This is a genomic window from bacterium (genome assembly GCA_016708315.1).
In the GTDB taxonomy this organism is placed as follows: domain Bacteria; phylum Zixibacteria; class MSB-5A5; order CAIYYT01; family CAIYYT01; genus JADJGC01.
On sequence record JADJGC010000024.1, the window covers coordinates 116,526 to 132,753 of the forward strand.

The 16,228-nt window shown below is 52.8% G+C and carries 12 protein-coding genes; 5 read left to right on the plus strand and 7 right to left on the minus strand.

Features of this window, described 5'->3' with window-relative positions; all coding sequences use genetic code 11:
- Positions 1-6: 6 nt before the first annotated feature.
- Both IPH59_16665 and IPH59_16670 read left to right on the plus strand, forming a co-directional pair.
- On the plus strand, positions 7-1,251 hold the full coding sequence (locus IPH59_16665) for a glycosyltransferase family 4 protein (protein MBK7093318.1): 1,245 nt from the start codon (positions 7-9) through the stop codon (positions 1,249-1,251).
- A gap of 12 nt (positions 1,252-1,263) precedes the next feature.
- Positions 1,264-2,688, plus strand: a complete 1,425-nt coding sequence (locus tag IPH59_16670; GenBank protein MBK7093319.1) for a sugar transferase — start codon at positions 1,264-1,266, stop codon at positions 2,686-2,688.
- A gap of 54 nt (positions 2,689-2,742) precedes the next feature.
- Here the strand turns inward: IPH59_16670 and IPH59_16675 are convergent, their stop codons facing one another.
- The 3 genes from IPH59_16675 to IPH59_16685 form a co-directional block, all read right to left on the minus strand.
- The gene (locus IPH59_16675; GenBank protein MBK7093320.1) at positions 2,743-3,603 is read right to left on the minus strand and encodes an SRPBCC domain-containing protein; all 861 of its coding nucleotides are present in this window, start codon (positions 3,601-3,603) and stop codon (positions 2,743-2,745) included.
- 136 nt (positions 3,604-3,739) lie between these two features.
- The gene (pyk, locus tag IPH59_16680; protein MBK7093321.1) at positions 3,740-5,173 is read right to left on the minus strand and encodes a pyruvate kinase; all 1,434 of its coding nucleotides are present in this window, start codon (positions 5,171-5,173) and stop codon (positions 3,740-3,742) included.
- Between the two features lie 59 nt (positions 5,174-5,232).
- On the minus strand, positions 5,233-6,366 hold the full coding sequence (locus tag IPH59_16685) for a hypothetical protein (GenBank protein ID MBK7093322.1): 1,134 nt from the start codon (positions 6,364-6,366) through the stop codon (positions 5,233-5,235).
- Positions 6,367-6,543: 177 nt separating this feature from the next.
- Between IPH59_16685 and ligA the strand changes: the two genes are divergently transcribed.
- From ligA to IPH59_16700, 3 genes are read left to right on the plus strand one after another with little or no spacing between them, the layout of a single operon-like run.
- Positions 6,544-8,550, plus strand: coding sequence for an NAD-dependent DNA ligase LigA (ligA, locus tag IPH59_16690; GenBank protein MBK7093323.1), 2,007 nt, complete (start codon positions 6,544-6,546; stop codon positions 8,548-8,550).
- Between the two features lie 4 nt (positions 8,551-8,554).
- Positions 8,555-9,610 (plus strand): AI-2E family transporter, encoded by a 1,056-nt coding sequence (locus IPH59_16695; GenBank protein ID MBK7093324.1) that lies wholly within the window; start codon positions 8,555-8,557, stop codon positions 9,608-9,610.
- Positions 9,607-10,476, plus strand: coding sequence for a YihY/virulence factor BrkB family protein (locus tag IPH59_16700; GenBank protein ID MBK7093325.1), 870 nt, complete (start codon positions 9,607-9,609; stop codon positions 10,474-10,476). The genes IPH59_16695 and IPH59_16700 overlap by 4 nt, the downstream gene beginning before the upstream one ends.
- Positions 10,477-10,517: 41 nt before the next feature.
- On the opposite strand, the gene IPH59_16705 is transcribed toward IPH59_16700, so the two are convergent.
- The 4 genes from IPH59_16705 to IPH59_16720 are packed head-to-tail and all read right to left on the minus strand — an operon-like array spanning position 10,518 to position 16,046.
- Positions 10,518-11,636 (minus strand): isocitrate/isopropylmalate dehydrogenase family protein, encoded by a 1,119-nt coding sequence (locus tag IPH59_16705; protein MBK7093326.1) that lies wholly within the window; start codon positions 11,634-11,636, stop codon positions 10,518-10,520.
- Between the two features lie 15 nt (positions 11,637-11,651).
- Positions 11,652-12,560: a PorV/PorQ family protein gene (locus tag IPH59_16710; GenBank protein ID MBK7093327.1), complete on the minus strand. Its 909-nt coding sequence runs from the start codon at positions 12,558-12,560 to the stop codon at positions 11,652-11,654.
- Between the two features lie 4 nt (positions 12,561-12,564).
- Complete coding sequence (locus IPH59_16715; GenBank protein MBK7093328.1) at positions 12,565-13,533, minus strand: PorV/PorQ family protein; 969 nt, start codon at positions 13,531-13,533, stop codon at positions 12,565-12,567.
- On the minus strand, positions 13,530-16,046 hold the full coding sequence (locus tag IPH59_16720; GenBank protein ID MBK7093329.1) for a hypothetical protein: 2,517 nt from the start codon (positions 16,044-16,046) through the stop codon (positions 13,530-13,532). Before IPH59_16720 ends, IPH59_16715 begins: the two co-directional genes overlap by 4 nt.
- Positions 16,047-16,228: the final 182 nt, after the last annotated feature.

The window sequence follows — 16,228 nt, forward strand, 5'->3', positions numbered from 1 at the left end:
CACAACATGACGGCGACAAAGAAACTGCGGATTCTCTATATTAGCCACTACTTTCCGCCCGAAGTCAACGCTCCGGCGGTGCGCGTCTCGCAGTTCAGCCGCATCTGGAAAGAAATGGGCCACACGGTCACAGTGGCTACCGGGTTTCCGAATCATCCGCACGGCGTCATACCTCCCGAATATCGCGGTAAGATCTTCGACACCGAAAATCACGATGGCGTCAAGGTCCTGCGCAGCTATGTCTACGCCGCTCCAAACAAAGGCTTCGTGAAGCGAATACTGAATTTCTTGTCATTCATGCTGTCTGCAATTGTCTCGTGCATTTTCCGCTCGGGCAAGCAGGATATCGTCATCGCCACCTCGCCGCAGTTCTTCGTCGCAGTTGCGGGCTATGTCGTCAGCTTGTTCAAACGCGCGCCCTTCATTTTCGAAGTCCGCGATGTCTGGCCCGAAGAGATCGTTGCCGTTGGCGCAATGAAGCGCGGAATAGTCATCAAGATACTCGAGAAGATAGAGATGTTCCTATACCGCCGCGCCGCCATGATCGTGGCTGTTGCGCAAGGCACAGTTGACATTCTGACCCAGCGCGGTATTCCGGCAGACAAAATCGTGCTCGTACCCAATGGTGTCGATTTCGAGCGCTTCAGCCAGGCCGTCGACGATCACGAAGTTCGCGATCAACATGATCTTAACGGTCATTTTCTCGTGTCATACATCGGCACGCACGGTATGGCGCACAATCTCGGCACCGTCATCGGTGCTGCTAATCGCTTGCGCGCACGCGATGATATTCGCTTCCTGTTCGTCGGCGATGGCGCCGACAAGGAACATCTTGTCTCGACCAGCAACGATTTGAAACTCGACAACGTGACATTTGTGCCGCAGCAGGATCGCAACCGCATAGCGAAATACTATGCCGCGTCTGATCTGTGCCTGGTACCGTTGCGCAAAGCTGACCTTTTCACAAAGAACATTCCGTCGAAAATCTATGAAGTAATGGCTAGCGGCAAACCGATGCTGATTGGCGCCAAGGGCGAATCCAAAAATCTCGTCGAGAAGGCGCATGCCGGAATCGCCGTTGAGCCCGACAATGATCTCGATTTGAGCGAAAAAATCGCTTTGATGGCTGATGACCGCAAGCTCGCACAGCGGCTGGGTGAGAATGGCCGCGATTTTGCCCGCAAGAATTGCAGTCATCAAGACTTGGCTGTTAGATATCTCTCACACCTTAACGACTGCCTCACGACTTAGGCCGGTGATCCCATGTTGCGCAAGAATATCGCACGATTCCGCAAAATCAATTTCTTGCTCGACAATTTCCTAACTCTTGCCGTTCTGGTGAGTTCAGTAGTCATCTACCACGCCATACGCGACTGGAATCATCAATTCGCGATTTCAGAACTGATCAGCTACCGGCACGCAACGTTGCTGCTGTTTGTCTTGAGCGCAGTGATCTACTTGCGCGGCGAACGTTATGTGTATCGCCTCAAAGGTGTGCGTGACTTTGCCCGCGAGGCTGCAACGATCGTAACGTATTCCGGGGCGCTATTCGTTGCCGGTATCTACTTGCTCAAGTTCCCGGTTATCCCGCGAATGCAGTTTGCGATTTTGATTCTTCTCCAGTTCAGTGCGTTGTTCGCTCTGCGTTATACACTCTTGAAGACATTGCATCGCTATCGCGCCCGCGGCTACAACCGCCAGCACGCGCTTGTCGTGGGAACACGCAATCGCGTTCGCGAAGTTGTTGATCAGATGATCGAACAGAAGCAATGGGGATTGAAGGCGGTTGGAATCATATCGCTTGATACCGTCGATCTCAATAAGGCGCTGTATCGCTATCGCGACATTCCCTTGATCGGCTCGCTTGACAAACTGCCCGACTTGATTCGAGAGAATCACATTGACTATGTCTTCTTCACCGTGCCGGGGCGTCGTATCGACGACGTGCGCGAGGCGATGTTGATCTGCGAAGAGATGGGCGTAATGGTCTGCATGCAGGCGGACTTTATTGAACTAACCGCGTCGCGCTATCAAGTATCTGAATTTGCCGGCAAACCGGCTATCGTCTACTCGCGCGAACCGGAGGTCACTACTGCCATTATGCTAAAAGCGATGCTCGACCGGGTAGCAGCCGTTTGTGGATTGCTGGCACTTTCTCCATTGTTGCTGTCAATTGCCGGGGCTGTTAAGCTCACTTCTCGTGGTCCGGTGTTTTTCGGACAGGAACGCTGCGGTCTGCATGGCAGACGCTTCAAGGTACTCAAGTTCCGTACCATGGTACAAAACGCCGAGTCATTAAAAAAGGCGCTGGTTCATCTCAACGAGATGGACGGCCACGCATTCAAAATCAAGGACGATCCCCGGGTGACTCCGGTCGGCAAAGTCCTGCGCAAACTTTCGCTCGACGAACTTCCGCAGTTGTTCAATGTTGCCAAAGGCGAGATGTCGCTTGTGGGTCCGCGTCCGCCGTTGCCTGATGAAGTTCGTAACTATGACTTGTGGCAGCGCCGCAAATTGTCGATGAAGCCCGGCATTACCTGCTTGTGGCAGGTAGGCGACCGCAATGACTCCTCATTCGATCAATGGATGCGACAGGATCTCGAGTATATCGATAACTGGTCGCTGATGCTCGACGCAAAGATTCTTCTACGTACCATTCCGGCAGTAATCAACGCTACCGGACGTTAATCCGCGTTTTCCGCACAGTCTGAGATTTGATTTAGTTGGAGAAGCGCCTGATCGCTACGCGGACCAGTCGCCATCGATGATTGTGTAAGACATTCTGCCGCGAGTCTCGCAGAAATCCTTTAGCCCCAGAATATACGCATGCCACCCTTGCGTGAAGCCCTTGGTGTCTGTCTCAGGAGCAAAGCCGGAATGCTTGACAGTAACGCGCGTCTTCTCGCCGATGCGAAGCAGGTCCCATGTGACCAAATCCCCAGAAGGACCACCGGAGTAACGCCAGTCATATACGAGCTTCTTGTTCTCTACCAACTCCACAATTTTGAGCGAGCCATCGGGATTACCGGCAGAGTCTTTCCAACCGGTTAAATACTTGCCGTCCACTTGCGGGTCTACTTCGGCCTCGCCGGAAAACCAAACGCGCAAATCGCGCTGATCGGTGAGCGCCTTGAAAATCGCCGGAGGCAAAGCTTCGATGAATAACTCGCGTCGAATCGTACCCTTGTCGAGCCGTGCATAATCGAGTCGATACGAAGGACGATTGACGTGAAGCAGCGACTGGAGATTGTAGAGATAAATCAGCCAGGCATCCATCATCATCGAGTTGTCGGGAATCTTGTCGTGTGTTACAAGGAAATCGCAGAAATTCCGTTTCTCGTCGATCTGCCAGGTCACTTCCGACTGCGTACCGTTAATCGGCCAGGTGAATTTGATCAGCCGATTCGGGTCAAGCTCGGTGATACTGCCGACGATTTCCTTCTCGCGAAAAGTCGTAGCCGCGCAGTTCTCGCCTGACATGCGGATAGCGCCGCGAATCTTGAGATTGACCTCGCCTTTATTGCAGAACCATATCGAGAGCTTCAATGGATTGGTGATCGCATCGAATATCTTCGTCGGTTCAGCATCAATGCGAATTTTCATCCGCAATCGTCTCTTCATAACACCCATAGAAAGTAAATATACTCCATTGGCTTGGCATTGCAACAGGAAATGGAGAGTCCTTGCGACCGGGACTCTGACTGTTTTTCGGTTGTCTGGTTGGACCTACATGTCGGGTCTACGATATCGCGTGAAGTTTCAGCATATTCGTGTCGCCATGGACATTGACCGGCGCCGACGCCACTATCACGACATTGTCGCCCTTCTTGACGATTCCGTCCTTTTTGAGGCTCCGTTCAACGTGGTTGATCATCTGATCGACCGACCGGAAATGCGGGACGAAACTCGGGAATACCCCGCGTAGCAGAGCCAACCGGTTCACGATGGCCCGGTGCGGCGTGAAGGCGATAATCGGAACAGACGCCTTCTCCTTGGAAAGCAATCGTGCTGACAGGCCGGATTGGGTAAAACAGGCGATCAGACGGGCATCGATTTCCTGAGCCATAGAAATAGCCGCTTCCGCGATTGCCACCGGGAACTCGCAGGCGGGTTTGCCGACGAAATTGAATACCGGCTCGAAACGGCTCTTCATTCGCGATTCGGTTGTATGGACGATCCTCGCCATCTGCGCAACCACCTCGACCGGATACTGTCCCGAAGCTGTCTCGCCCGAAAGCATCACGCAGTCGGTACCGTCAAGAATGGCATTGGCGACATCGGACACTTCGGCACGGGTCGGCGTGATGTTTTGCGTCATCGATTCCAGCATTTGCGTTGCCGTGATCACCGGTTTGTGCATCTCGTTAGCCGTAGTGATGATCGTTTTCTGAATCATCGGAACTTCGTCAAGCGGCATCTCCACACCGAGATCACCGCGCGCTACCATGATAGCGTCAGCGGCTTCGACAATTTCGGACAGCTTCTTGATCGCTTGCGGCTTCTCCAGTTTCGCGATTACAGGCGTATCGTAGCCGCGCTTGGCGATCTCTTTCTTAAGCTGAATCACATCTGCGGCTGACCGAACAAATGATAGCGCAATCCAATCGACTCCTTCTTCCAGACCAAAAGCGAGGTCTTTCAGATCCTTCTTGGTAAGCGACGGAAGTGTCAACGTCGAATGGGGCAGATTGATTCCCTTGTGCTCTTTAAGCAATCCGCCTTTGATGACTGTCGCCTTGGTAGACTCGTGGCCCGATTCGAGTACTTGCAGTCGGATCATTCCATCGTCGATGAAAATCAAATCTCCTGGTTTGAGATCGGGAATCAAGTTCGCCGGTGAGGCCGAAATCATCTGGGAATTCCCGAGGATATCGTGAGCCACAACGGTCAGTGTTGATCCGGTTTCGATCCTGACCGCGCCATCAGCGACGCGGCCAACACGAATCTTCGGCCCCGAAAGGTCCTGAAGAATGGCAATCGGCTGGCCCAGCTTGCGCGAGACTTTGCGGACGCGGGAAATCAACAATTTGTGGAAGTCGTGCGTGCCGTGAGAGAAATTGAGGCGGGCAACCGCCATGCCGTGGCGGGCAAGTTGCTCTATCGTGCGCTCGTCAGAGCTGGATGGCCCGAGCGTACAGATGATCTTAGTCGAGTCGGAATTATTTAGTTTCATACCCGACAAGTGAGCAATTTCGGATTCAAGTGTCAAGATTTAACACTTGTCGTAGACTGCTACTTAATGCGCAAATTCAGACCGGCAATCAGCTCAGTAATCCTCGCCTCTTCGCGGCTCGACAACTCGCTGTTAAACAGTGTCAGATACAGGTTCGCAGGTCCGAATTCGACTTCAGTCCCGAAATTCAGGAATATTTGTTCGAATTCGGCATAATAATCGGGCACATCCCGATACATCGCACCGACATTCAAATGAATCATGTTTCGGTCGTTCCTACTATACAGCGGCAGATGTATTCCGCCGCCGATCTGATAGAGCTTCTCGTCGTCATAATACGACGACTCGATGAAATAGTACTTAAAATCGACCGAAGCCAGATCGCGATAGACTGCCCCCACTCCCAGTTCTGCCGGAATCTTGACACTGCGTTCACCTGAATTTGTGAAACCGAGGTCCTCTTTGAGACCATAGTCTTCACCGCTCTTAAGCGATACGGCAAGGCGCATTTCTCCGAGTTGTTTGGTCAGGCCGAGCTGGAATAGCAGAAAGCGTTGGTCATCGCTAATGTCGACGATGTGAAACAAATTGTCCCGATAGTCGAGGCTGTAATTCAAGGCATGTACTGCAAAACCGAATCGCAAGTCGCTGTAGATGCGAAAGGCGATCGCGGCTGACAACTGCGTCAACTGCGTTTCCGACTCAACATAAACTGTCCGTCCAGTCGGGCCTTCGTAACCGATCTCAGCGTAGCGAATCGAGTGAGCAAAATCCCTGATGCGCGAAAGCGCCAATCCTCCAGTGAACTTTTCGTTGACTCTAATAGACTGACTAATCGTGCCAAAACTCGCATCAGGGCTCAAGTAGCGGCTTTCGTCCTGTGATCTGCCCAGCTCACCGTCAATGTAGACTTCCCAGCGATTGTGAGAGAAGAGATTTGCCGGATTGACCAGCAATGCCTGCGCACCATTGAGGAATGCGACACCTTCTCCGCCGCGGCTGTATGCGCCGGCACCCATGAATTTCATCGACAGATGAGAATGGCTGAATCCGGTGGCAAACTCATGCCACGGGTACGACGGTCCGCCGACCTTCGCCTGACCCGAAGCCGTCGATGCTCCAGCCATTGTGAAACTCAAGACGACTGCAACAACGAGCCACCATTTGGACGAATTGAAGATTTGTGCTTTCAAAATAGTCTCCCCTGCTCCGCTCAGCGGAGCTTTATTGATACTGCAAATAATGTATGCTATCAGGGCACGTCAAGCGAAAACGTCGACATTGGCAACTGCCACGCTGAAGCAACAAGTACGATCCTGCCCCGACTCGGAGATTGACAGCATCTATCAACTATCGTAGATTTGAAGACTATGAAGAAAACCGACGCCCGCAAACGCATCGACGAACTCGTCGAGCAGATCAGCTATCACAACCAACGTTATTATCAGCTCGATGATCCGGAGATTACCGACGCCGAATACGACCGGCTCTTCGACGAACTGACAAAACTCGAGTCGGAATTCCCTGAGTTAAAGCGCCCAGACTCTCCCACTCAGCGAGTTGGTGCGGCGCCGGCGACCGCATTTCGCTCCGTGCGCCGGGCGATTCCAATGCTGTCACTCAACAAGGCGATTACCCCGGATGAATTCCTCGATTTCGAACGCCGGGTCAATGAGATATTACTCGGCGATTCGGAAACAGTAGAGTACCTGACCGAACCCAAGTTGGACGGCTTAGCGGTTGAGCTAATCTATGAACAAAGCGTCTTCACACTGGGCCTAACTCGCGGCGACGGCACTGTCGGCGAGGATGTCACTGCCAATCTCAAAACCGTGAAGAACATCCCGCTCAAACTTGCCGACAAGAAGGTCTCACTGCTTGAAGTGCGCGGCGAGATCATTATCACCAAACCCGATTTTGCCAAGTTGAACAAGGAGCGCGAAGAAAAAGGCGAAGAACTCTACGCCAATCCGCGCAACACCGCGGCAGGCTCGCTGCGGCAGCTCGATCCGGCCATTTCAGCCTCGCGCCCTCTGCGCTTCCACGCCCATGGCGTCGGCAGGCTTGATGGTGTCGAAATCGGCAATCAGTGGGAGTTACTGCGGCTACTTACCAAACTCGGATTCGAAGTTACTCCCGAGGCTCAATTGCGCTTCTACGCCGAGGAAGTGCTAAAACGATACGAGTACCTGAACGAAAAGCGCGCATCGCTGGAATATGACATCGACGGCATGGTCGTCAAAGTCAACTCCTTCCGACAACAGCAGAAGCTCGGCGAATTGTCGCGTTCACCCCGCTGGGCGATCGCCATGAAATTCCCCCCGCAACAGGAAGAGACTATCGTTGAAGATATCGTCATCCAGGTCGGTCGCACCGGTGCGCTTACTCCGGTCGCCTGGCTCAAACCGGTCCGGGTTGGCGGCGTCGAAGTAAAAAGAGCGACACTGCACAACTATGACGAGGTAATCCGCAAAGACATCCGCATCGGCGACCACGTCATCATTCAGCGCGCCGGCGACGTTATCCCCGAAGTCGTCAAGCCGCTTGCCAACAAACGCACCGGCAAAGAGAAGGTCTTTGTAATGCCCTCGAATTGCCCGGTCTGCGACAGCGAGGTTGACCGCATTGAGGGCGAGGCCGTCCACCGCTGTCCGAATTTGTCCTGTCCGGCGCAAGTCGCCGAGCGAATCATCCACTTCGCTTCCAAAGGCGGCGTCGATGTCGACGGGCTGGGTCCGAAACTGATTGAGCAGATGCTTGAAAGCAAGCTGATTGGCAATTTCGCCGATTTATACAGCTTGCAATTGGACAAATTGACGGCGCTCGAACGGATGGGTGAAAAATCCGCCAAGAACATCATTGCCTCTATCGAGAAGAGCAAAGACGCCGACCTGCCCCATCTGATTGCAGCGCTCGGCATCAACAACGTCGGCGAGCACGTTTCCCGCGTGTTGGCAGTATCATTCGGTTCGCTGGAAGCTATCGCGCAGGCACAGGTAACGGAACTCAGCGCCGTCGAAGGGATTGGCCCGATTGTGGCTTCAAGCATTGTAGATTTCTTCGCCAATCAACAAAATCAGGGTGTAATCAACAAGCTTAAGACTACCTGGGGACAGTTCCCGACGCATGAGTCTTCAGCCGGGCCAAAACCGCTTGCCGGCAAGACCTTTGTCATTACCGGCGGACTGGAGAAGTACTCGCGCGATCAGGCAAAGAAGAAACTTCTCGACCTTGGCGCCAAAGTGTCATCGAGCGTATCGAAAAAAACAGACTATGTTGTTGTCGGCGTCGATCCCGGATCCAAGGCCGACGATGCCGCCCGTCTGAAAGTGGCAACGCTTTCAGAGTCTGAGTTTTTGAAACTTATCGGAGAGTGATGATATGAAAAATGATGACGGTCTTTCGCTAAACGAAATCGCTATACCGATTCTCGCACTCTCGGCGTTCACCGCGCTTTGTTACTTCGCCGCCGTCGTGCTCGTTCCGACAGTAATGGCAATAACCCTGGCCTATGTGCTCTGGCCCGCAATTGCGCGCCTGAAGAGATGGAAAGTTCCGCATCTGGTTGCCGTCATGATCGTAATGATTGTGGCGATTTTGCTGTTGTCACTGGTTGGGCTATTGATCTATGACCAAGGATCGGAATTTGTTGCGTCGGTACCGGCATACTGGGATCAATTCCAGGAATTGCGCCTGCAGAAGCTCCCCAATATGCCCGGATTCCTTGACACGCTGGTGAATTCCAATGTGAATGAACTACTGCAAAAAATTGACGTTACCAGTCTATCTTCAGTACCCAAATACTTCTTCAAGGGGGTCGGCTCGGTGCTGAGCTTCGTTGGTCAGGCAGTCTTGGTGTTCTTGCTTACGATATTCGTTCTGATCGAACAGCCCGCCTATCATCGCCGCCTGAAAAACATTTTCGGCGCCGGACGTGCGAAAGCGACCTCCGGAATGGTCGACGAGGTTTCAAACCGCATCGCGGGATACATCTGGGTGCGATTTATCACAATGGTCGGGCTGGCCATAGTGTTTACGGTTGGCTTGTTGATTGGCGGCGTCAAGTACGCCTATATCTGGGGTCCGTTGGCTGCGATTCTGAATCTCGTCCCCTACCTCGGCGCGTATGTCGGCGCTGTACCGCCGATGATCATGGCTCTGGTGCAGTTCAATTCGATTACCGCAGTGCTTCTGGTATTGGCGTTCTTCATGGCAGTTCAATTCGTGGAGTCGAATATCATCATGCCGCGCATGCTGCAAGGTTCGCTCAATATCAGTCTGCTCGCCCAACTGGTTTCGACAATCTACTGGGGCTGGTTGTGGGGAGCGGTTGGAATCGTATTGGCAGTGCCGATTACTGCCGCAATCAAGGTGTTTTGCGACAACGTTGATTCGCTCAAGCCGGTGGGCATACTGCTCTCGGGAGATGACTCTTGATCCGAGGTGGCTTGCGTCTCGCGGTCCTGATCGTTCGTCGTACATTCTCGCTCGACCGCACATCATCGATGGCGGCATCAATCTCGTTCTTTGCGATACTTTCGTTTCTCCCCTTCATGCTGTTGGCAGCGTCTGTGCTTGGACACGTTCTCGCATCTTCGGAGACTGCGCTCAAAGATGTTCTCGCCTTCATCGCGCAAAACTTCCCCGGAGCAGCGGCAGCCTCGCTTGAGACATTTAAGAATACTTCACATAGCGAAACAGTGTACGGATTCATTGCGGCACTCGGACTCCTATGGGCAGGCTCGAAGGTCTTCGACGTCACTGAGTACGCGATGAACAAAATTTGGCGCTGTCGCCGAGGCCGAACGTTTTGGGCGTCCAAGCTCATCGCGTTTGTTTGCATTCCGACGATGATGATATTCGTGCTCGTTTCAATTTTGCTCACCAGTATCATGCGCGCAGTTCAGCATGGGCAAATTCCGTTTCTGCAAATGTCGATCATCGAAGTTCCTGTCATCGGCGCGGTGATTTCCTTTCTTGCACCGGTCTTGATCTCGACCCTGCTCTTTACTTGGATATTCTACCTGCTCCCCAATCGCTGGGGACATTTGCGCAGTTCATTCTATGGCGCACTCCTGGCGGCGCTCTTGTGGGAAGCCGCCAAATTGCTGTTCGACTACTACGTCCGCAATTTTGAGCAGGCGTTTACCGTCTATGGTTCGTTCACTTCGGCGATCTTGCTGTTCTTGTGGGTGTACTACTCCGCCTTCGTATTCCTGATAGGCGCCGAGTTCGGCTCATTGTTGCAGGCAGTTAGGGAGCGACAACTTCGAATTGAAGCTGAAAAAGAAACGAGCGGATGAAATCACCCGCTCGCCTAAAGTACCTACTCTGAAGTATCTGACTACAGTTTTGCCGCAACCGCGTTAGCGACATCCATCGTCGAGGACTTTCCGCCCATATCGTAGGTGCGGACCTTGCCTTCCTTGATGACTTCGGCAATCGCTGTTTCAAGCCGATCAGCTTGTTTCGTCTCACCAAGCCATTCCAGCATCAACTTCGCCGCAAGGAATGTTGCCACCGGATTGACCTTGTATTGACCGGCGTATTTCGGCGCTGAGCCGTGCGTCGGTTCAAACACGGCATACTTATCGCCGATGTTTCCGGAACTGGCGAATCCAAGTCCGCCGACAAGCTGGGCGCACAGATCGGAGATGATATCGCCGAACATATTGCTGGTCACGATAACCGAGTAATCGTTCGGGTTCTTGATCAGCCACATGCACATGGCGTCGATATTGGTCTCCCACAATTCGATGCCGGGATAGTCGCTGTGCAGCTTGCGACCCTCGCGGACAAACACGCCGGAGGTTTCGCGCAGTACGTTCGGCTTCTCGACAATCGTTACTGCCTTCTTGCCGGTCTTCTTGGCTTCTTCGAATGCGTCGCGAATGATATTGCGCGATGCAGTCTTGGAGATCAGGCGGCACGACATCGCGACTTCGCCCTCGGGCATTTCCGCAAAGCGTTTCATCTTCTTGTTGTGGCTCGCCATCAGAGTCGACAAGTCCTTGGGGATGGGATAATATTCCACGCCGACATACAGGTCTTCGGTGTTTTCGCGGAATACGGTGATATCGATTCCGTCCTTGAAGTTCAACGGATTGCCCGGATAAGCCTTGCAGGGGCGCTTGTTCGTACGCAGATCAAATTCCTGACGCAGACGAACAATTGGAGAAGAATAAATCAGGTTCTTGCCCTTAAGGTCGCCGACAAGCTCTTCCTGTGCCTCTTCCTTTGGCTTGGAAGTTATCGCACCAAACAACGCGCAGTCGGTTTCCTTAAGTAGTTTGATCGTTCTATCTGGAAGCGGATTTCCTTCGCGGCACCAGAACTCCCAGCCGATGTCACCGTGTGGATACTCTGCATCGATCTTCATTTTGTCGAGCACGACGCGCGTAGCTTCCATGACATCCACCCCGACGCCGTCTCCCGGAAGCCACGCTATTTTGTACTTTGCCATACTTTACCCTTCAACTCACTTGAGATTCACGGTCAGGGCGAAGCGGTGAGCCGAGCCCAAACCAGATTTATAAGGAACAAATGCGTAATCAATCTCCCATATCGATTTCTTGAAACCGATTCCGGCCGCGAAATCCTCTTCATCGTAGCCGATCTTATATCCGCCGCGAATCGCCACCATTTTCGCGAAAGTTTTTTCGGCGCCGATATTGATACGGACATCCGACTCTTTTGGCGCAGTGGCTTCGACTGCAAGTATAAGATTATTTACATCGACGCTTGCCCCGCCGGCAAACGTCAACGGCAGATCAATTTCCTCTTCGCCGAATTTTGGCTTGGATCCCATGTGACGAAGCGCCAGACCGATTGTCATCTTGTCCATCGGCACGAATTGCAGACCGGCATCGAACATCACCGCATCAGCGGTGCGAGTTTCGATCTTCTCGGCAGCGTACTTTGCCGTAAACCCGGCAGTCATCTTGGGCGAAAACACCCGCGAATATCCTGCAAATACCAGCATATCTTGCGCATCGAATATCCCGATTGGTTCTTCGGAAGGACCGACTCGCTGTTCGAGTGATCCGACCTTGAAATAGTCGAATCCCGCCGTCACAACGCCGCCCAACATCTGCGTAGCACCGCCGATAAACTCCCGCCGGGTATCGAATATGCCTTCGTGGTGCATGAATCCAATCGATGAACCCGATGTCCGCGCTGTGGCGGCTGGGTTGAAGTAGACACCGAACAAACTCGTGTTGACCGATGTACCGACATCGCCCATACCCGCATTACGCGCTCCGGGCGACACCTTAAGGAAGTTGAACCCGACATTTCCCGGTTCTGCCGCGAGTAAAGATGAACTGAGAGCTACAGTAGCGGCACCTGCCATTATTGCCGCTGCCAATCGAACGAATTTTGACTGCATCAATTTAGAATCCTACCGAAAATCCGGCGATGGTTTCCCAACCGCCGATGTTTGGCGCTTGCTCGATCGCGATATCAAGCCGCGCGTCGAGACGATTCACCGGCACCTTGAAACCAACACCAAATGTCGGCTCGCCTGCCGAAATTCCGCCGCGAAGAGCCAGCTGAGGTACGATATAGAACTCGCCGCCGGCGTGAAATTTGACTGATTTCTGTTCGTCCTTTTCGCCTTCGACCGAAAGCAAGGCGCGCGATTTCAAGAATAACACCGAAGCGCCTGCCCGCACAGATATTGGCACATCGTCAGTGATATCTGAACCGAGTTCGCCTCTTTCCGCCCAGTAGTCGCCCGTATTCCACGGATACTTCGCTGCAATATTGCGAACGACCGCTCCGAAGCGAAGCAGGTCGATTGGTCCATCGAGTGCCAGAACTTCGCGATCGAGATGCACCATACCGCCGATGTCAAAACCAGCCGAGTACGACGAAGTCGATTCGAGTTTCTTGTGATAGTAGCGCACATTGCCGCCGAGCGTTAGATAGCGCGAGAACCGACGCGAGAAGGTTATCCCCAGCACTGCATCGAGATTGTCGAGCTCGCCGGTTTCGACGCCGCGTTCGTCTCTACCCATGATGCCGCTCATTGAAGCCATCTCGCCGGAAAATGCAATAGCCGCCTCGCCGCGCACCGGAAACAGCACCGCAACCTGTTGCAGTGATCGTCCCAATGACAAGTCGCGATAGGCGCCGCCGACACTGATGCGCTGGACCTGCGCTACTGCACCCGGATTGAAGAAAATTCCCGAAATGTCATCCGAGACCGCGGTAAAAGCGTTGCCCATACCCGTCGCACGCGGATGCACTGAGAGCTGCATGAATGCTCCGGCATAGCCGCCATAGTCAGCTGCGAAAGAAGTCGAAACCGTCAGCAGCGTAACTGCAGCAACTATCAGAGATCGTAGTGTCGTTTTCATGGAATCACCATAAACTTTCCCCACAGCTTATCGCCGCCGGTGGATTCAAGCAAGTAGAAATATACCCCGGCAGCCACCTCATCGCCCTGGCTGTTCTTGCCGTCCCAGGTATCGAGATCGTCATACTGAAGATTCGCCTGACGCGGCTCGCCGTCAAGAACCTTCCTCACGACGTTATTCGCAAAGTCATAAATAGTGATCGTTACATCACCCGGCTGCTTCAGCAGATAATGGAACTTCATTTCCTGACTCGCCAAGTACGGTGAAAACGGATTCGGTGTCACGAACGAGCGCTCATCTTCTCCGGCGTCTACGGGAATCTCGACGAATGTGCGAATGATCGTCCAATCGACGAGATTGGTGCTCTTGGCAATACCGTCATCGGTGCCAACCCAATACTCATTTCCGATTAGCGTAATGGCATAGACCTCGACCGAATCAGAAATTGACCGACCCGTGACAGGGTCATTTATAGAAATCTGCTCCCAATTCTCGCCAAAGTCAGTCGTCATGTACAAACCTTGGCTGGCGGCTGCGAAAGCCGTGTCGCCATTGAACTCAAAATTCCAGACCTGTGTATCGTTCAGAGTAAACTTCCACGACAGTCCGCGGTCTGAAGTAAAGGATATTCCGTTCCTGCCGCCTGATTCCAGCGCCGGCCTCACCGCTGCCCAAATCAACGAACTGTCGCCGGTGCGCTGAAGAGCCATTGCCACCACGAAATTGCCGGCAAGCGCGCTATCACCCGGAACCACGCCAGTTGCAGTATAGGACCGCCCCACGAAATCGAATTCATCTGGATCGAGATTTGGGCGCTGAATACGGTAGTTAAAACGGGCAGCATCGACAATGATCCCAAGATAGTGCTGAGCTACGCCGTTTTCTGCCGAACCGAAATGCGATTCGGTCTCACTCATGTAAACACAAAGCTGTTTCGCGTCGGCGTTTATTCCCTGCCCGGTCAAAATGTCGATTGCAGTTGCAACGTCCCAGCGAATGCCGAGATTGGTGCTGATGCGAATCCCCTGATCGGACGCAACCCAGATGACGGTATCGCCATACATCTCGCCAATTTCAATCTGATTCGAAACAAGCGCCGGCGGACCGGTTAAATGATGGTCCCAGGTCAGACCATGGTCAATGCTTCTAAGCACTGCCGGTTGTGCACCAACAGTGGTCTTGTATGGACGAACACACGCCCAATATTCTTCGCCGAAAGTCGTCTTGAACGTCGACAGCGACACCACTTTCTGGCCATACGTTGCGTTATCAAACATCCGCAAATGCGCTGTCGAATCGAGATCTCCCGCTTCGCTATAATAGAATGCAACGACTCCCGAATCGGTGCCGACTGCCATTCTACTGAAATCTTCCCGTTCAGCTATATCGATTGCATGTATGTGGTAAATTGGCAAGTCCACTATTGGCGGGCTAACAATGTTGTTGGGATAGTAAACAGACCAACTTTGGCCCTGATCGGTCGACCGCAACAATCCACCTTGATCGCATGCAGCATAGGCGATGTCGCCATGAAATTTGATGTCTTCAATCTTGTGGTTAGCCCCGACTGCTCCTGCCGGCTCCTCAAGAGTCCAGCTTGCACCGGCGTTATTGCTAACTGCAAATCCAAGCGAACTTGAAGTCAGCGTGTCGTACAATCCCGCAATGACAAGATCTCCCTTGACGGCAATCGCGCTGACATAGTTCGATGGAAAACCGTTGTCGGTGTCGTAGGTATAGAAAATCTGAATGGTATCATTGAAGAAACTGACGCCGCGATCGGTACCATACCACCAGTCGTGGCCATCATTGCCGATATCGTTGACGCGAGTGCTGGCGAGTTTCTTATGCTTGCCGATGTAATACAATCTCTGAACACCCTCGGCCGAGCCTGCCCATACGATAGTAGTGTCATCGTGATACGGATCGATCACTGACGAGAAGTAGCGTCCGCGCTCGTAACCGGTTTCAATGAACGTGCTGTCATCCTCAAAGACGCTGTCCAACACAGCATCAATGAAGATATTATGCCAACTAAGGCCGCCGTCGAGACTACGCAAAAGGCCGCCGTTAAAATTCGTGGAATATGCCACGCTGTCCAACACGGAAAGGTCGTAGGAAAGCTTGCCAAGGTTTGAGAACATCGGGTTATCGACTGCATTGAAGGTTTGCCCGTTGTCATCGGTGTAGTAAAATCCGGAGCCCATACCGTTAATCTCGATATCCGCCGTCGCGACCATCAGGCGGTTTCCGGCAAGAGCCAGTGCAGAAATTCCGCTCCCGGCAAAGGCATTGTCCTTATTGAAGGTAATCCAACTGACGCCGCCATCATTACTGCCCGCGAGTCCGTCACCGGTTGCCAGCCAGATATACTCCCCGTCATAGATGATCTGCGTCACGCTGTTGCTTAGCAGTCCCTCAATCGGGTCCTCCAGCCGGAAACTCATCCAGCCGAATGCCTGGACTGAGGCCAGTATCAACAGCAGTGTGGTGAGTACGAATGTCTTTTTCATTTCGATATTTACCTCAATTCCAGAAACAAAAAAAGCCGCAACCGCGCAATTACGCAAAAAGTCCGGCATTTCTGCAGCACATTATTCAAATTCGTTCCTGAGTACTAAACTTCAATCCTTGCCAATCAATCGATAAGGTTTCCTCCAGCGTCAAATTAGGCCTTTGGAGGCCTTAGTCAAGC

What these genes read in the sequence shown, in the direction of transcription:
- IPH59_16675 (MBK7093320.1), bottom strand. Translation starts at nt 3,603, where the DNA reads ATGAAAATTCGCATTGATGCTGAACCGACGAAGATATTCGATGCGATC.
- ligA (MBK7093323.1), top strand. Translation starts at nt 6,544, where the DNA reads ATGAAGAAAACCGACGCCCGCAAACGCATCGACGAACTCGTCGAGCAG.
- IPH59_16695 (MBK7093324.1), top strand. Translation starts at nt 8,555, where the DNA reads ATGAAAAATGATGACGGTCTTTCGCTAAACGAAATCGCTATACCGATT.
- IPH59_16705 (MBK7093326.1), bottom strand. Translation starts at nt 11,636, where the DNA reads ATGGCAAAGTACAAAATAGCGTGGCTTCCGGGAGACGGCGTCGGGGTG.
- IPH59_16665 (MBK7093318.1), top strand. Translation starts at nt 7, where the DNA reads ATGACGGCGACAAAGAAACTGCGGATTCTCTATATTAGCCACTACTTT.
- IPH59_16715 (MBK7093328.1), bottom strand. Translation starts at nt 13,533, where the DNA reads ATGAAAACGACACTACGATCTCTGATAGTTGCTGCAGTTACGCTGCTG.
- IPH59_16670 (MBK7093319.1), top strand. Translation starts at nt 1,264, where the DNA reads ATGTTGCGCAAGAATATCGCACGATTCCGCAAAATCAATTTCTTGCTC.
- IPH59_16720 (MBK7093329.1), bottom strand. Translation starts at nt 16,046, where the DNA reads ATGAAAAAGACATTCGTACTCACCACACTGCTGTTGATACTGGCCTCA.
- pyk (MBK7093321.1), bottom strand. Translation starts at nt 5,173, where the DNA reads ATGAAACTAAATAATTCCGACTCGACTAAGATCATCTGTACGCTCGGG.
- IPH59_16710 (MBK7093327.1), bottom strand. Translation starts at nt 12,560, where the DNA reads ATGCAGTCAAAATTCGTTCGATTGGCAGCGGCAATAATGGCAGGTGCC.